The organism is Saccharothrix mutabilis subsp. mutabilis, assembly GCF_039521145.1.
Taxonomy (GTDB): Bacteria; Actinomycetota; Actinomycetes; order Mycobacteriales; family Pseudonocardiaceae; genus Actinosynnema; species Actinosynnema mutabilis.
Genome location: NZ_BAAABU010000004.1, coordinates 414,080 through 429,326, shown reverse-complemented (window position 1 = coordinate 429,326; position 15,247 = coordinate 414,080). Strand labels below are relative to the sequence as shown.

The following is a 15,247-nucleotide window of genomic DNA, read 5'->3' as shown; positions in this document are numbered from 1 at the left end:
TCACCCGAACTGCTGAATGGCATCAGGTCCTTCTGTTGGACAGCTTAATGCTCCGGGCGCAGGCTGGTGGGGACAGCCGACGAAAGGACCAGCACACCATGCACCAGCGCCGGATCGCCGACGCCGAGGTCAGCGCCATCGGCATGGGCGCGATGCCCCTGTCCCTGGCGGGCCGGCCGTCCCGCGACCAGGCCGTCGAGACCGTCCGCGCGGCCCTCGACGCCGGGGTCACGCTGTTCGACACGGCCGACGCCTACTCCGCCGACGAGCACGACTTCGGGCACAACGAGGAGCTGCTCGCCGAAGCGCTGAAGGGCGTGACCGGCGTCCTGGTCGCCACCAAGGGCGGGCACACCCGCACGCCCGGCGGCGACTGGGGCCTGGACGGCCGACCGGAGTACCTCAAGGCCGCGTGCGAGCGGTCGTTGCGCCGGCTCGGGGTGGACGTGATCGACCTCTACCAGTTCCACCGGCCCGACCCGGCCGTGCCGACCGCCGAGTCCGTCGGCGCGCTCGCCGAGCTGCTCGACGAGGGCAAGATCCGGTTCGCGGGCGTGTCCAACTTCGACCCGGCGCAGATCCGCGAGGCCAACGACGTGCTCGGCGGCCGGCTCGCGGCGGTGCAGAACCAGTTCTCGCCCGCGTTCCGATCCAGCGAGCCGGAGCTGGAGCTGTGCCACGAGCTGGGCATCGCGTTCCTGCCGTGGAGCCCGTTGGGCGGGATGAGCGCCGCCGGGCAGCTCGGCGAGCGGTTCGGCGCGTTCGCCGAGGTCGCGGACGCGCACGGGGTCAGCCCGCAGCGGGTGTGCCTGGCTTGGATGCTCGCCAAGTCGCCGGTCGTGGTGCCGATCCCGGGCTCGTCGCGGCCGGCGAGCATCCGCGACTCGGCCGCCGCGGTGCACCTGGTGCTCACCGACGAAGAGCTGAAGCGCCTGGACGGGTGACACCCGCCCGGATGCGGAACGGCAGGCGTTGCCCGACGATCTAGGCCAGGCGCACCAACGGTCTACGGCGAACGGGGGCTCACCGATGAGGTTCCGCACCTGCTTGGCGCATGCGGGCGCGATCGCCATCACCTTGGCGGTCGCGCCCGCCGCGCAAGGCCTGCCGGAGGGTTCCGCCGACCACTACGCGGGCTCGCAGATCGCCAAGCACGAGGGCTGGGGGCGCTCCGGTGATCCACCAGCGGACGGCAAGGTGCCCGGGATGGACGTCAGCAGCCACCAGGGCGACGTCGACTGGCCGAAGGCGTGGGCGGACGGCGCGCGGTTCGCCTACGTCAAGGCGACCGAGGGCACCGGGTACCGCAACCCGAACTTCGCCCAGCAGTACGACGGTTCCCACGCCGTGGGCATGATCCGCGGGGCCTACCACTTCGCCCTGCCGGACCGCTCGTCCGGCCGGGAGCAGGCGGACTTCTTCGTGGACAACGGCGGTGGCTGGTCGCCCGACGGCAGGACCCTGCCCGGCGCGCTGGACATGGAGTACAACCCCTACGGGGACACGTGCTTCGGCCTGGACCAGAACGCGATGGGCGCGTGGGTCGAGGAATTCGGCAACCGGGTCCGGGAGCGCACCGGCCGGCACCCGACGATCTACACGTCCACGAGCTGGTGGAACAAGTGCGTCGGCACGTCCCGGGCGTTCGGCGACACCAACCCGTTGTGGGTCGCGCAGTACAACGACACCCTCGGCCCCCTGCCGCACGGGTGGAGCTACGAGACCATCTGGCAGTGGCGGGCGGCCGGGCTGTTCCCGGGCGACCAGAACCTGTTCAACGGCCCCGCGGAGCAGTTGGCCCGCTTCGCTCGGGGCTGAGCCGGACTACTCCGTTTCGTGACTAATTAACACGAAGTCTGGCTATCCGGTTAGAACAGCGGGACACTGCCCAACGAGTCACCCCCTGCACTGGCTCGAAAGGTGTTCGCCATGAGAGCACTCCTGCGCGGCGCCACACTCGCCGCGACCGCGTTCGCCCTGATCACCACCACCCTGACCCCCGCACAGGCCGCTCCCCCGATCGTCGACGACCACGCCATGGGCTCGCAGATCGCCAAGCACGAGGGCGGCGGCGACCGGCGGATCGTCATCGACACCGACCCCAGCGCCCAGGCCGCCGTGTACGGCATCGACGTCAGCTCCCACCAGGGCAACGTCGACTGGGCGTACTGGTGGGGGCAGGGCAAGCGCTTCGCCTACGTCAAGGCGACGGAGAGCACGACTTACCGCAACCCGTACTTCGCCCAGCAGTACAACGGCTCGTACAACGTGGGCATGATCCGCGGCGCCTACCACTTCGCCCTGCCGGACCGGTCCAGCGGCGCCGCCCAGGCGGACTTCTTCGTCGACAACGGCGGGGGCTGGTCGCGCGACGGCAAGACGCTGCCCGGCGCGTTGGACATGGAGTACAACCCGTACGGCTCCACCTGCTACGGGCTCTCGCAGGCGTCGATGATCGCGTGGGTGCGGTCCTTCTCGGACCGGTACCACTACCGGACCGGGCGGTGGCCGGTCATCTACACCTCGACCAGCTGGTGGAACCAGTGCGCGCCGGGCGACTTCACCGCGACCAACCCGTTGTGGGTGGCCCGGTACGCGTCCACCGTGGGCACCCTGCCCTACCGGTGGAGCTACTACACGTTCTGGCAGTACTCGTCGAGCCCGATCGACCAGAACGTCTTCAACGGCGCTTACGACCGTCTCCAGGCGTTGGCCAACGGATGAGCGAAGGGCGCGCGGCGACCACCGGTCACCGCGCGCCCTTGATCAGTGCTCAGTCGAACAGCGCCGGCAGGGTGCCTTCCCAGGCCTCGCGCACCTCGGCCAGGTCCAGCTCGCCCAGGCCCTGGATCTCCAGCGCCCGCGACTCCGGGTCCACCACGCCGACCTTGCGCCACGGCAGCCCGCGCGCGGTGCACATGTCGGTGAAGCGCAGCTCTTCGGTCCGGGGCACCGCCACCAGCACGCGGCCCGCCGACTCGCTGAACAGCTCGGTGAACAGGTCCCCTTCCAGGAACACCCGCGCACCGGTCTCACCGATCAGGCACGTCTCGACCAGGGCCTGCGCCAGGCCGCCCTCGGCCAGGTCGTGCGCCGCCGACAGCATGCCGTCGCGCGAGCCCGCCACCAGGACCTCCGCCAGGAGCTTCTCCCGGGCCAGGTCCACGCGGGGCGGGAGGCCGCCGAGGTGGCCGTGGACGACGTGCGCCCACTCCGAGCCGCCGAACTCCTCGTGCGTCTCGCCCAGCAGCAGCAGCGTCTCGCCGGCCTCCGCGCCGATCCCGGTCGGGATGCGGCGGCGGACGTCGTCGATCACACCCAGCACGCCCACGACCGGGGTCGGCAGGATCGCCGTCGCGCCGGTCTGGTTGTAGAAGCTGACGTTGCCGCCGGTGACCGGGATGCCCAGCTCCACGCAGCCGTCCGCCAGGCCCTTCACGGCCTGCTCGAACTGCCACATCACGGCCGGGTCCTCGGGCGAGCCGAAGTTCAGGCAGTTGGTGACCGCCACCGGCGTCGCGCCCGTGGTCGCCACGTTCCGGTACGCCTCGGCCAGGGCCAGCTTCGCGCCCGTGTACGGGTCGAGCTTGGTGTAGCGGCCGTTGCAGTCCGTGGACAGCGCCACGCCCCGGTGGGTCTCCTCGTCGATCCGGATCATGCCCGAGTCGGCCGGCTGCGCGAGGACGGTGCCGCCGCGCACGTACCGGTCGTACTGCTGGGTGACCCACTGGCGCGACGCGAGGTTCGGCGACGCCGCCATGGTCTTGACCAGGTCGAGCAGCTCCTCGCGGGCCGGCTTCGGCAGCCGGTCCGGGGTGTCGGCCTGGAGGGCGTCCTGGTCGGCGGGGCGCTCCACCGGCCGGTGGTAGACCGGGCCCTCGTGGGCGACGGTGCGCGGCGGGACGTCCACCACGACCTCGTCGTGCCACGTGATGACCAGGCGGTCGCCCTCGGTGACCTCGCCGATCTCGGTGGCGATCACGTCCCACTTGGCGCAGACGGCCATGAACGCGTCGACGTCCTCGGGCCGCACGACCGCGCACATGCGTTCCTGCGACTCGCTGGACAGCACCTCGGCGGGCGTCATGCCCGACGCGCGCAGCGGAACCCGGTCCAGCTGCACGCGCATGCCGCCGTCACCGGCGCTGGCCAGCTCCGACGTCGCGCACGACAGGCCCGCGCCGCCCAGGTCCTGGATGCCGACGACGAGCTTCTGCCGGAACAGCTCCAGCGAGCACTCGATCAGCACCTTCTCGGTGAACGGGTCGCCCACCTGGACGCTCGGCAGCTTCTTGCGCTTGCCGGCGGTGTCGTCGAAGGTCTCCGACGCCAGCACGGACACGCCGCCGATGCCGTCGAGGCCGGTCCGCGCGCCGTACAGGATGATCTTGTTGCCCGCGCCCGAGGCGTGCGCCAGGTGCAGGTCCTCGACCCGCATCGCACCCACGCACAGGGCGTTGACCAGCGGGTTGCCCGAGTACGACGCGTCGAACACGACCTCGCCGCCGATGTTGGGCAGGCCCAGGCAGTTGCCGTAGCCGCCGACGCCGGCGACGATCCCGGGCAGCACGCGACGGGTGTCCGGGGCGTCGGCGGGGCCGAAGCGCAGCGGGTCCATCACGGCCAGCGGGCGGGCGCCCATCGCGAGGATGTCGCGGACGATGCCGCCCACACCGGTCGCCGCGCCCTGGTAGGGCTCGACGTACGACGGGTGGTTGTGGCTCTCCACCTTGAACGTGATCGCCCAGCCGTCGCCGATGTCGACGACGCCCGCGTTCTCGCCGATGCCCGCGAGCATCTTGGCGCGCATCTCGTCGGTGGTGGTCTCGCTGAAGTACTTCAGGTGCACCTTGGACGACTTGTAGGAGCAGTGCTCGCTCCACATCACCGAGTACATCGCCAGCTCGGCGTCCGTCGGGCGGCGGCCGAGGATCTCGCGGATGCGGGCGTACTCGTCGTCCTTCAGGCCCAGCTCCTTGTAGGGCTGCTCCTGGTCGGGCGTGGACTCGGCGTTCTTGACCGTGTCGAGGCTCATGCGCTCACCACCGCGTCGAGCAGGGACAGGAACATGCCGAGGCCGTCGTCCGTGGGTCCGGTGAGGGCGTCGATCGCGTGCTCCGGGTGCGGCATGAGGCCCACGACGCGGCCGTTGGCGCTGGTGATGCCGGCGATGCCGTTGCGCGAGCCGTTCGGGTTGTCGCCGACGTAGCGGAACACCACGCGGCCCTCGCCCTCCAGCTCCTTGAGGGTCTCGTCGTCGGCCTGGTAGCCGCCCTCGCCGGACTTGAGGGGGACGAGGACCTCGGCGCCCTTGTCGAACCGGGTGGTCCAGGCGGTCTCGTTGTTCTCGACCTTGAGCCACTGGTCGCGGCACACGAAGTGCAGCTTGTGGTTGCGGATCAGCGCGCCGGGCAGCAGGTGCGCCTCGCACAGGATCTGGAAGCCGTTGCAGATGCCCAGCACGGGCATCCCCTTGTTCGCGGCCTCGACCACTTCCTGCATCACGGGGGCGAACCGGGCGATGGCGCCGCAGCGCAGGTAGTCGCCGTAGGAGAACCCACCGGGGACGATGACCGCGTCCACGCCCTTCAGGTCGTGGTCGGCGTGCCAGAGGCTGACCGCCTCACCGCCCGCGTACCGGACCGCGCGGGCGGCGTCGACGTCGTCCAACGTGCCGGGAAAGGTGATGACCCCGACCTTCATGCGTCGACCCGCCGGACGACCCAGTCCTCGATCACGGGGTTGGCGAGGAACGTCTCGGCGATCTTGGCGAGCGTGGCGTCGTCGACGTCGTCGGCGACCTCCAGCTCGAAGTGCTTGCCCTGGCGGACACTGGTGATTCCGTCGAACCCGAGGCGGGGCAGCGCGTTGGCCACCGCCTGTCCTTGCGGGTCGAGGATTTCGGGCTTCGGCATGACGTCGACGACGACTCGGGCCACGACAGGCTGCTCCCTGGTAGGAGGGCTGGCGGTACTGCCGAAGCCTACCTGACCTGGGTGTTCATCAACTTCCCAGGTGGCGGGCGGCACACGTTCACCTGGGTTCACCCGATCGAGAGCAGCGGGTTCGGGGGTGCTGCGTGTTAATCTCGTGGTGCTCCGGCCAATAGGCCGGGGAAGTGAGCGCGGCACCCGTTCGGACGGACGGCTGGCCGCGCTTCGCGCTTTCTAGGGCCAGTCCAGTCCGACGACCTCCCCCAACACCGGCTCGATCCGCCGTGCCCAGTCCTGGCCCGCGCCGTGGCACCAAGCGGCGACGTCGGCGATCCACAACAGCGGCTCGTCCTGACTGGCGACGTGCTCGTAGGTCAGCGGCACGTCACGACCGACCTTGCGGAGCACGCGCCCGATGGTCTCGCGGTCGCGGAAGTCCCGACCTTCGCGGCTGTCGAGCACCAGGCGCATGGCACCCACCCCGACGAGGTCCCGAGCCAACCGCGTCAAACACTCCTGCCGCGCCCGCTCCTCACCCAGGCGGCAGCTCGCCGAGTAGACGCCGACCTCCACGCCGAGCGCGCACAACGTGGAGACGATCAGCCGCTTGCGGGGCAACGTCTCCTTCTTGAAGTGCAGCTCCCGCTGGCCGGGGAAGAGCAGTCCACGCAGCTGTGAGCGGGTCTGGCGCAGTTGGCGGGGGTGGACGACGGCGGCGGCCAGGTGGTAGGTGTCCTGGCGGCGGGATTCGTCGACGAACGCGTGCACGGTCACGACAACACATCGGCACCCGACCGTTCGGGCTACAGCACCCGAACGCCTGTTCACCCCCGCCGAGCGTTTCACCCGATCGAGAGCCCAGCCGCCGGGGTCGTCGGTGCTAACCTGGAGGCAGCTTCGGCCAATAGGCCGAGGAAGTGAGCGCGGTCCCCCTCCGGACGGTCGGCGACCGCGCTTCGCGCTTTCTAGGGCCAGTCCAAGCGGGTCACCGGGCCGATCAAGGGTGCCGCTCGACGCGCCCAGTCACCACCCGCGCCGTGGCACCAGACCGCGATGTCGGCGATCCACAGCAGCGGGTCACTCGTGCTATTCATGTGCTCGTAGACCAACCCGCCGGAATCCGGACGCTTGACCAGCGCGCGACTGATCGTGCTCCGGTCCAGTTCGTCGCGAACCTCCCGGCTGTCCAGGACCAACCGGTGCGCACCGAGGTCGACCAGGTCGCCGGTCAGCCTGGTCAGGCACTCCTGCCGCGCGATCTCCTCACCCCTGCGACAACTCGCCCCGTAGATCCGCGCGGCCACGCCGAAGCCCGCGACCTGCGAGAGGATCGCCCGCCGCCGCGTCGGCTTCTCCCGGTAGAAGTGCAACTCGCGCTGTCCGGGAAACAACATCCCCCGCAGCCGCGCACGCAACTGCGCAAGGTCCCGGGGCCGGATGATGGCCGCTGCCAGGTAGTAGGTGTCCTGGCGGCGGGATTCGTCGACGAACGCGTGCACGGTCACGACAACACATCGGCACCCGACCGTTCGGGCTACAGCACCCGAACGCCTGTTCACCCCCGCCGAGCGTTTCACCCGATCGAGAGCCCAGCCGCCGGGGTCGTCGGTGTTAGCCTGGGAGCAGCTCCGGCCCGTACGCCGGAGAAGTGAGCGTGGTCCCCGTCCGGACGGTCGGCGGCCACGCTTCGCGCTTTCTACGGCTCGTCCAAGCGCACGACCGAACCGATCACCGGCGTGATCCGCCGCGCCCACTCTTCGCCCGCGCCGTGGCACCAGGCGGCGATGTCCGGCAGCCAGAGCAGCGGTTCGGCGACGCTGTCGATGTGCTCGTAGACCACCCCCGTCTCCCGCGGACGCTTGCCCAGCGCGCCGCGGATGGTCAGTTCGTCGAGCTTGTTCCGCTCCTGCCGGCTGTCGAGCACGATCCGGCGGCCGTCGACGTCGAGCATGTCGTCGGTGAGCCGCGCCAGGCACCGCTGCCGCGCCTCTTCCTCACTGCGCCGGCAACTCGCCCGGTAGACGTCGACCCGCACGTCGAACTCGGCCACCACGGAAAGGATGGCGCGCCTGCGTGCGGGCTTCTCCTTCTTGAAGTGCAGCTCCCGCTGGCCGGGGAACAGCAACCCCCGCAACCGCGATCGCAGCGGGCGCAGCCGGCCGGGTTGGACGATGGCCGCCGCCAGGTAGTAGGTGTCCTGGCGGCGGGATTCGTCGACGAACGCGTGCACGGTCACGACAACACATCGGCAGCCCGCTGCGCCGACTGGAGGACATCCACCGAACACGTGTTCCACCGCCGCCGCGTTCGCTGTGGGCTGATCGGCTGGCGGCGGACGGCGATGCGCCGGAGGGTGGGGATCATGCGGATCCTGGTGCTGGGTGGGACGGTGTTCCTCGGGCGGGCCGTGGCGGGGGAGGCTGTTCGGCGGGGGCATGACGTGGTTTGTGCCGCTCGGGGCGAGTCCGGGGTCGTGCCGGACGGGGCCGTGCACGTGCCGGTTGATCGGAACCACGGGCTCGGGAGCCTCACCGGCGAGTGGTTCGACGGGGTCGTGGATGTCGCGCGCAGTGTGAGTTGGGTGCGGGACGCCGTCAGATCCCTTCAGGCCCGCCACTGGACGTTCGTCTCGACCTGCTCCGTCTACGCCGACCACGCGACGCCGGGCAGCACCGAAACCCTCCCGCCCCTCGAAGACGACCCCGACGCGCCGATGACGCCCGAGCGCTACGGCAGCGTGAAGGTCGCCAGCGAGAACGCCATCAAGGAGGTCCGGGACGCGTTCATCGTGCGCGCCGGGCTGATCACCGGGCCGGGGGACACCAGCGACCGGTTCGGGTACTGGCCCAACCGGCTCTCGCGCGGCGGGCGGGTGGCCGTGCCCGACGTCCCCGACCAGCCCGCGCAGCACGTCGACGTGCGCGACCTCGCCGCCTGGATCGTCGACTCCGCCGAGAACGGCACCACCGGCACGTTCGACGCCATCGGCCCCTCGAACCCGCTCAGCCTCGTCCTCGGCGAGATCGCCGGCGCCACCGCCCCACCCGGCACCGAACTGGTCCGCATCCCCGAGGAGGTCCTCGAACAGCACGGCATCGCGCCGTGGGCCGGACCGCGCTCGCTCCCGCTCTGGCTGCCGGCCTCGCACCGCGCGCTGATGTTCCGCGACGCCGGACCGGCGCTGGCCGCGGGCCTCAAGCCGCGCCCGACCGCCGAGACCGCGCTCGACTCGCTGGAGTACGAGCGCGGCCTCGGCCTCGACCGTCAGCGCCGCGCGGGGCTGCCCGCGGACGCGGAGGCCGAGCTGCTCACAGCAGTGGGTTGACCTGGGCCGCGATCAGGTCGATCCGGACGCCCTGGTTCGGGCACCCGCCCCAGTGGTGCAGGCCGATGACCTTGTGCGTCTGCCGCGACAGCACCGGCGAGCCCGACGACCCGCCCTCGGTGTCGCACTTGTAGGCGATGTCGGACTGCGACGAGTCGCCGTTCACCCGGACCGCGGTCACCTTGCAGTACCCGCCGCCGCTCTGGTCGTCGCGCAGGGACAGCTTCTTCAGCTTCCCGGCCGGGTGGCCGACGATGTACATCTCCTCGCCGACGGCCGGCACGCGCGCGTCCAGCTCCAGGTAGCCGAACGAGCTGATGGTGCTGAAGTTGGTGACGCTGAACAGCGTGTAGTCCAGCGACGCGTTGGTCTTCAGCACCGACGACACCAGCACCTTGGTGACGGTCGCGGACGTCGTCCCGCCGCACGTCGGGCACTGGTAGTTGAACCACACCTCGATGCCGGTGCCGCTGGTGAAGCAGTGGTTGTTGGTCAGCATCCGGTTGTTCGGACCGACCCGCCACGCCGTGCACAGCGACCCGCCGTTGCGCAGCAGCTTCGCGACGGGCCGGGTCTTGCCGAACTCCGTCGGGTTGCTCGACTGGTAGCACGCGACGTCGCGGTAGTCGTTGGTGCCGCAGATGCTCATCGGCGCGAGTTCGGCTTCCCGGGCCAGTTCGGCGTCGGTGAAGCCCCGGGTGATCTTGTCGAGCTTCACGCGGGACGCGGGGTGCGGCGCGCCGCCGTCCCGGCCCTTGATCGACACGACCGCGCGGTCACCGGTGATCGACATCGCCCAGAACCCGGTGGCGTCCGCGGACGCCGTGCCGGACGCGAGCGGGTCGGCGGTGTACCGGTAGGACTCGGTGCCCGCCGGGTTGGCGACGGTCAGGACGTCGCCCGCCACCAGCCGCAGGGCGCTGAAGTGGGCTTTCAGGTACCACGACCCGGGACGCGAGATCGTGGTCTCGGTGGACCGGCCGCCGACGACGGTCGAGACGACCTCGTCCTGGCCGACCTTCTGGGTCTGCTCGAAGTGCTCCGCGGCCGTGGCGGCGGTTGCGGTTCCCGCCAGCACGGGTACAACGAGCAGGGCGGCAGCGAGGAGGCGCAGGGTGCTCCGCACTGTGTTCACCTCACGTTGTGAGCAGGGACAACTACATCCAGTGATGGTCCTCACATCACCCGTTCGTGTCTCCCCGCCGAACGTCGGTAATTCACGCGGAAGGTTGCAACGATGCGAATCGTCCACTTCGGACACTCGTGCGTGCTGGTGGACACCGGCGCCGCCCGCCTGCTGTTCGACCCGGGCGCCTGGTCGACCGGGTTCGAGGAGGTCAGGGACCTGGACGCGGTGCTGGTGACCCACCGCCACCCCGACCACCTCGACCGGGACCGCCTGGGCGACCTGCTCGCCAACAACCCGAACGCGGCCTTCTACGCGGCCGACGAACTCGACGGCGCGCTGGCCGCCCGCCCCGGCGAGGCGCTCGACGTCGAGAACGTCTCCGTGCGCGTGGTGGACGCGCCGCACGAGCAGATCCACCCGTCCGTGGAGGTGCCCGCCAACGTCGGCTACCTGGTCGAGCACGGCGCCTTCTACCACCCGGGCGACTCGCTCACCGTGCCCGACGTGCGGGTGGACGTCCTCGCGGTCCCCACCGCCGCGCCGTGGATGAAGCTGTCCGACGCCGCCGACTTCATCGGCCGGGTCCGCCCGCGGATCGCCGTGCCGATCCACGAGGCGATCGTGGCCCGGACCGAGATCTACTACCGGGTCCTGTCGAGCACCGCGCCCGACGGCACCGAGTTCATGGTGCTGCCCAGGGGCGAGTCGGCCGAGCTGTAACTCCCCACCACGGCTTCGTGGTGCAGGGCGAGGTCCACGGCTTCCAGCACCGCGTCGCGCACGCCGATCCGGTCGAGGTCCGCCGCGTCCACGCCGATCCGCACGAACCCGCCGCGCCGGGCCGCCCGGGCCACGCCCGCCAGGTAGCTCCAGTGGTCGGTCACCATCCGCACCCGGCCCGGCCGCACGTCACCGGTGCGCAGGTCGCGCACGCCCGCCATGTCCGCGCACAGCGCGAACCGGTGCCGGCGCAGCGCGACCAGCGTGCCCGGTGACGCGAGCCAGCTCGGGGGCGCGAAGGCGTCCGTGGCCAGGCCCAGCCGGTGCAGCGCGGCCCGCGCCGCGACCAGCCGCAACCCCGCCTCGTGCGCGGGCAGCGCCGAGAACTCCGCCCGCCGGCGCAGCGACACCGGGCGGCGGCACGGGTCGGCGTCGTGGTCGAACCCGTGCAGGACCAGCGCGTCCGCCCCGCGCACCCGCGCCCGCACCCAGTCCAGCGCCGCGCCCGGCACGGCCTTGCGCGGCGCGAGCAGCAGCGACAGCGGCACCCGCCGCCGGTCCAGTTCGTCGGCCAGGTCGGCGCACCGGGCGAGCGTGCTCGGCCCGATGCCGGACAGCGAAACCACGAGGGTGGCGACCATGCCCACCAGTGCGCCGCACCGGCGTGTCGCCCGCCTGACGGCCAGGTGACGTGCCGTGACCGATCGCGCGAACTCCGGTCACGGGGCTCGACCGGTCGCGCGGGCTCCGGCTACGAGATCCAGTCGTCGAACGACAGCCCGGTGATCCGCTCGTAGGCCTCGACGTACCGGGCGCGGGTCGCCGCGACGACCTCGGGCGGCAGCGGCGGGGGCGGGGTGTCCGAGGCGCGGTCCCAGCCGGACTCGGCCGAGGTCAGCCAGTCGCGCACGTACTGCTTGTCGAAGGACGGCTGCACGCGGCCGGGCTCGTAGGAGTCCGCCGGCCAGTAGCGCGACGAGTCCGGCGTGAGCACCTCGTCGCCCAGGACCAGCGTGCCGTCGGCGTCCAGCCCGAACTCGAACTTCGTGTCGGCGAGGATCACGCCGCGCGACCGGGCGAACTCGCGGGCCGCCGAGTACACCCGCAACGTCGCGTCGCGGAGCCGTTCGGCCAGCTCCGGACCGACCTGGCCCACCACGTGCTCGAACGACACGTTCTCGTCGTGCTCGCCGATCGCCGCCTTGGTCGCGGGCGTGAAGATCGGCGACGCCAGCTCGGAGGCCTCCACCAGCCCCGGCGGCAGCTCGACCCCGCACACCGCGCCGCTCTGCCGGTACTCGACCATGCCCGACCCGGTCAGGTAGCCGCGCGCCACGCACTCGACCTGCACCATGTCCAGCCGCCGGACCAGCAACGCCCGGCCGCGCACCTCCGCCGGGATGCGCGGGTCGTCCCACGCCACCAGGTGGTTGGGCACCAGGTCCGCGAACTTCTCGAACCAGAACACGCTCATCGCGGTGAGCACGCGGCCCTTGTCCGGGATGGGCGTGGTCAGGACGTGGTCGTAGGCCGAGATCCGGTCCGAGGCGACGAGCAGCAGCAGCTTGTCGTCCACCTCGTGGATGCTGCGGACCTTGCCGGCCGCGATCTGGCGGTAGTCAGCGAGCTTGGGCACGGCCCGAAGCCTACTTCGTCCCAGGTCATGGGCGGCCCTTCCCACCTGCGGCAAGATTCCAGCCATGCGTGCACCCGCATCGATACTCGCCGTGGCCGCCCTGCTGGCCGCCGCCTGCGCCCCCGCGGACCAGGCCACCCCCACCCCGACCCAGGTCGACGGCGTCGCCTGCACCAAGGACAAGCTCGCGACCCTGACCCCCGGCAAGATCACCTTCGGCACGGACCAGCCGGTCTACCAGCCGTGGTTCGTGGACGACGACCCCACGAACGGCAAGGGCTTCGAATCGGCCGTCGCCTACGCGGTCGCGGAGGAGCTCGGCTACGCCAAGACCGACGTGGTGTGGACGCGGGTGCCGTTCAACGCGGCCATCCAGCCCGGCAAGAAGTCCTACGACGCCGACATCAACGAGTTCTCCATCACCGAGGAGCGCAAGCAGGCGGTCGACTTCTCCGCGCCGTACTACGACGTGGACCAGGTGCTGATCACCCTGAAGTCGTCCAAGGCCGCGTCGGTGAAGACGCTCGCCGAGGTGAAGAAGATCAAGATCGGCGCCCAGGTCGGCACCACCTCGTTCGAGGCGGCCAAGCGCCTGGCGGCCGAGCAGGACGTGGCGGTCTACAACACCAACGACGACGCCAAGGCCGCCCTGCGGGCCGGGCAGATCGACGCCCTGGTGGTGGACCTGCCCACCGCCTTCTACATCACCTCCGCCGAGCTGGAGGACGGCCAGATCATCGGCCAGGTGCCCGCGGGCGACGGCCGGCCCGAGCAGTTCGGCATCGTGCTGGACAAGGGCAGCCCGCTCACCGGCTGCGTCTCCAACGCCGTCGAGTCGCTGCGCTCGAAGGGCACGCTCGCGAAGCTGGAGCAGGAGTGGCTGTCGTCGGCGGGCAACGCACCCGAGCTGAAGTGACCGTCTCCGAGTTGCAGCGGGAGCGCCTGGCGTACAAGCGCTTCCGCTCGCGGCGGTCCACGGTGGTCGCCCTGCTGTCCACCGCCGTGTTCGCCGCGGTCGCGTACGCCACGGTCACCGGCGCGCCGGGCTGGCCGCGGGTCCGCGACTCGTTCTTCGACGTCGACGTGGCGTGGCGCGCGCTGCCCGCCGTGCTCGAAGGGCTGTGGCTGAACCTGCGCGTGCTGCTGGTGTGCGGGGTGCTGATCCTGGTGCTCGGGCTGGGGGTGGCGGCGCTGCGCACGTTGCGCGGGCCGGTGTGGTTCCCGGTGCGGGCGCTGGCCACGGCGTACGTGGACCTGTTCCGCGGCATGCCGCTGATCCTCACCCTGTACCTGGTCGGGTTCGGGCTGCCCGCGCTGCGGCTGACCGGCGTGCCCAACGACTACGTGGTGCTGGGCGGCGCGGCGCTGGTGCTGACCTACACGGCGTACGTCGCCGAGGTGTTCCGCGCCGGCATTGAATCGGTCCATCCATCGCAGGTCGCGGCGGCCCGGTCGCTGGGCCTCGGACCGCGCCGGACGCTGCGGCTGGTCGTGCTGCCGCAGGCGGTCCGGCGGGTGCTGCCGGCGTTGTTGAACGACTTCGTGGCGTTGCAGAAGGACTGCGGGCTGATCTCCGTGCTGGGCGCGGTGGACGCGGTGCGGGCGGCGCAGATCGAGCAGGCCAGGACGTTCAACTTCACCCCGTACGTGCTGGCCGGGCTGCTGTTCGTGCTGCTGGCGGTGCCGTCGGCGCGGTTCGCGGACGCGATGGCGCGGCGCGCGGAACGCCGGGAGGGCCGTCGATGACCGCCCCGGTGCTCAGCGTGCGGAACCTGGTCAAGCGCTACGGGCCGCACACCGTCCTCGACGGCGTGGACCTGGACGTGCGCGAGCACGAGGTGGTGGCGCTGATCGGCTCGTCCGGTTCGGGCAAGTCGACGTTGCTGCGGTGCGTGAACCTGCTGGAGGAGCTGGACGACGGCCAGGTGCTGCTGGACGGCGTGGACGTGTCGGACCCGAGGGTGGACGCGGACGTGGCCCGGCGCGCGATGGGCATCGTCTTCCAGGCGTTCAACCTGTTCCCGCACATGACGGTCCTGGACAACATCACCCTCGCGCCGCGCGTGGTGCACCGCGTGGCGCGGGGCGAGGCCGAGCGGACCGCGTTGGAACTGCTGGAGCGGATGGGCCTGGCCGACAAGGCCGGCAGCTACCCGGACCGCCTGTCCGGCGGCCAGCAACAACGGGTGGCGATCGCGAGGTCGTTGGCGTACTCGCCCCGGCTGCTGTTGCTGGACGAGATCACCAGCGCCCTGGACCCGGAACTCGTCGGCGAGGTGTTGGCGCTGGTCAGGGAGTTGGCCGGGCAGGGCCGGACCATCCTCATGGCCACCCACGAGATGGGCTTCGCGCGCCAGGTCGCCGACCGCGTGTGCTTCCTGGACGGGGGACGCCTGGTCGAGTCCGGCCCGCCGGAGCAGGTGCTGGGCGTGCCGGAGCACGAGCGGACGCGGCAGTTCCTGCGGAGGATCATCGAGGCGGGCCGGTTGTAGCGCGGGTTGAGG

17 protein-coding genes are annotated in these 15,247 nt (G+C 71.2%); 8 read left to right on the top strand and 9 right to left on the bottom strand.

The annotated features are described in order from the left end of the window. Positions 1 to 98: 98 nt before the first annotated feature. The 3 genes from ABD126_RS13055 (at position 99) to ABD126_RS13045 (ending at position 2,724) form a co-directional block, all read left to right on the top strand. A complete protein-coding gene (locus tag ABD126_RS13055; RefSeq protein WP_343934034.1) occupies positions 99 to 944 on the top strand; it encodes an aldo/keto reductase in 846 nt (281 codons plus the stop codon). An 85-nt stretch (positions 945 to 1,029) separates the two neighbouring features. Further along, on the top strand, positions 1,030 to 1,818 hold the full coding sequence (locus ABD126_RS13050; RefSeq protein WP_343934033.1) for a lysozyme: 789 nt from the start codon (positions 1,030 to 1,032) through the stop codon (positions 1,816 to 1,818). Positions 1,819 to 1,929: 111 nt separating this feature from the next. Next, positions 1,930 to 2,724, top strand: coding sequence for a lysozyme (locus tag ABD126_RS13045; RefSeq protein WP_343934032.1), 795 nt, complete (start codon positions 1,930 to 1,932; stop codon positions 2,722 to 2,724). Positions 2,725 to 2,773: 49 nt separating this feature from the next. On the opposite strand, the gene purL is transcribed toward ABD126_RS13045, so the two are convergent. The 6 genes from purL to ABD126_RS13015 all read right to left on the bottom strand — a co-directional run bounded on the left by purL (position 2,774) and on the right by ABD126_RS13015 (position 8,169). Further along, positions 2,774 to 5,035, bottom strand: coding sequence for a phosphoribosylformylglycinamidine synthase subunit PurL (gene purL / locus ABD126_RS13040; protein ID WP_343934031.1), 2,262 nt, complete (start codon positions 5,033 to 5,035; stop codon positions 2,774 to 2,776). Further along, positions 5,032 to 5,703, bottom strand: a complete 672-nt coding sequence (purQ, locus tag ABD126_RS13035) for a phosphoribosylformylglycinamidine synthase subunit PurQ (RefSeq protein WP_343934030.1) — start codon at positions 5,701 to 5,703, stop codon at positions 5,032 to 5,034. Before purQ ends, purL begins: the two co-directional genes overlap by 4 nt. Continuing rightward, entirely contained in the window at positions 5,700 to 5,939 is a 240-nt protein-coding gene (gene purS / locus ABD126_RS13030; RefSeq protein ID WP_343934029.1) for a phosphoribosylformylglycinamidine synthase subunit PurS, read from the bottom strand. The genes purQ and purS overlap by 4 nt, the downstream gene beginning before the upstream one ends. A gap of 228 nt (positions 5,940 to 6,167) precedes the next feature. After that, complete coding sequence (locus ABD126_RS13025) at positions 6,168 to 6,707, bottom strand: DUF3800 domain-containing protein (RefSeq protein ID WP_343934028.1); 540 nt, start codon at positions 6,705 to 6,707, stop codon at positions 6,168 to 6,170. A 191-nt stretch (positions 6,708 to 6,898) separates the two neighbouring features. Continuing rightward, positions 6,899 to 7,438 (bottom strand): hypothetical protein, encoded by a 540-nt coding sequence (locus ABD126_RS13020; RefSeq protein ID WP_343934027.1) that lies wholly within the window; start codon positions 7,436 to 7,438, stop codon positions 6,899 to 6,901. Between the two features lie 191 nt (positions 7,439 to 7,629). Then, positions 7,630 to 8,169, bottom strand: coding sequence for a hypothetical protein (locus tag ABD126_RS13015; RefSeq protein ID WP_343934026.1), 540 nt, complete (start codon positions 8,167 to 8,169; stop codon positions 7,630 to 7,632). Between the two features lie 126 nt (positions 8,170 to 8,295). Here ABD126_RS13015 and ABD126_RS13010 point away from each other — a divergent pair, with 126 nt between their 5' ends. Continuing rightward, entirely contained in the window at positions 8,296 to 9,258 is a 963-nt protein-coding gene (locus ABD126_RS13010; protein WP_343934025.1) for an NAD-dependent epimerase/dehydratase family protein, read from the top strand. Here the strand turns inward: ABD126_RS13010 and ABD126_RS13005 are convergent. Further along, complete coding sequence (locus ABD126_RS13005; RefSeq protein WP_343934024.1) at positions 9,242 to 10,384, bottom strand: trypsin-like serine peptidase; 1,143 nt, start codon at positions 10,382 to 10,384, stop codon at positions 9,242 to 9,244. The genes ABD126_RS13010 and ABD126_RS13005 overlap by 17 nt on opposite strands. Positions 10,385 to 10,495: 111 nt before the next feature. On the opposite strand from ABD126_RS13005, the gene ABD126_RS13000 reads away from it, so the two are divergent. Next, a complete protein-coding gene (locus ABD126_RS13000; protein ID WP_343934023.1) occupies positions 10,496 to 11,107 on the top strand; it encodes an MBL fold metallo-hydrolase in 612 nt (203 codons plus the stop codon). Here the strand turns inward: ABD126_RS13000 and ABD126_RS12995 are convergent. After that, positions 11,029 to 11,748, bottom strand: a complete 720-nt coding sequence (locus tag ABD126_RS12995) for a DUF2334 domain-containing protein (protein WP_343934022.1) — start codon at positions 11,746 to 11,748, stop codon at positions 11,029 to 11,031. The genes ABD126_RS13000 and ABD126_RS12995 overlap by 79 nt on opposite strands. Positions 11,749 to 11,858: 110 nt before the next feature. Beyond that, on the bottom strand, positions 11,859 to 12,743 hold the full coding sequence (locus ABD126_RS12990) for a phosphoribosylaminoimidazolesuccinocarboxamide synthase (RefSeq protein ID WP_343934021.1): 885 nt from the start codon (positions 12,741 to 12,743) through the stop codon (positions 11,859 to 11,861). Between the two features lie 64 nt (positions 12,744 to 12,807). Between ABD126_RS12990 and ABD126_RS12985 the strand changes: the two genes are divergently transcribed. The 3 genes from ABD126_RS12985 to ABD126_RS12975 are packed head-to-tail and all read left to right on the top strand — an operon-like array spanning position 12,808 to position 15,235. After that, a complete protein-coding gene (locus ABD126_RS12985) occupies positions 12,808 to 13,659 on the top strand; it encodes an ABC transporter substrate-binding protein (RefSeq protein WP_343934020.1) in 852 nt (283 codons plus the stop codon). Then, a complete protein-coding gene (locus tag ABD126_RS12980) occupies positions 13,656 to 14,489 on the top strand; it encodes an amino acid ABC transporter permease (protein ID WP_343934019.1) in 834 nt (277 codons plus the stop codon). The genes ABD126_RS12985 and ABD126_RS12980 overlap by 4 nt, the downstream gene beginning before the upstream one ends. Beyond that, positions 14,486 to 15,235 (top strand): amino acid ABC transporter ATP-binding protein, encoded by a 750-nt coding sequence (locus ABD126_RS12975; protein WP_343934018.1) that lies wholly within the window; start codon positions 14,486 to 14,488, stop codon positions 15,233 to 15,235. Before ABD126_RS12980 ends, ABD126_RS12975 begins: the two co-directional genes overlap by 4 nt. Positions 15,236 to 15,247: the final 12 nt, after the last annotated feature.

What these genes read in the sequence shown, in the direction of transcription:
- ABD126_RS13055 (WP_343934034.1), top strand. Translation starts at nt 99, where the DNA reads ATGCACCAGCGCCGGATCGCCGACGCCGAGGTCAGCGCCATCGGCATG.
- ABD126_RS13050 (WP_343934033.1), top strand. Translation starts at nt 1,030, where the DNA reads ATGAGGTTCCGCACCTGCTTGGCGCATGCGGGCGCGATCGCCATCACC.
- ABD126_RS13045 (WP_343934032.1), top strand. Translation starts at nt 1,930, where the DNA reads ATGAGAGCACTCCTGCGCGGCGCCACACTCGCCGCGACCGCGTTCGCC.
- purL (WP_343934031.1), bottom strand. Translation starts at nt 5,035, where the DNA reads ATGAGCCTCGACACGGTCAAGAACGCCGAGTCCACGCCCGACCAGGAG.
- purQ (WP_343934030.1), bottom strand. Translation starts at nt 5,703, where the DNA reads ATGAAGGTCGGGGTCATCACCTTTCCCGGCACGTTGGACGACGTCGAC.
- ABD126_RS13010 (WP_343934025.1), top strand. Translation starts at nt 8,296, where the DNA reads ATGCGGATCCTGGTGCTGGGTGGGACGGTGTTCCTCGGGCGGGCCGTG.
- ABD126_RS13000 (WP_343934023.1), top strand. Translation starts at nt 10,496, where the DNA reads ATGCGAATCGTCCACTTCGGACACTCGTGCGTGCTGGTGGACACCGGC.
- ABD126_RS12995 (WP_343934022.1), bottom strand. Translation starts at nt 11,748, where the DNA reads ATGGTCGCCACCCTCGTGGTTTCGCTGTCCGGCATCGGGCCGAGCACG.
- ABD126_RS12985 (WP_343934020.1), top strand. Translation starts at nt 12,808, where the DNA reads ATGCGTGCACCCGCATCGATACTCGCCGTGGCCGCCCTGCTGGCCGCC.
- ABD126_RS12975 (WP_343934018.1), top strand. Translation starts at nt 14,486, where the DNA reads ATGACCGCCCCGGTGCTCAGCGTGCGGAACCTGGTCAAGCGCTACGGG.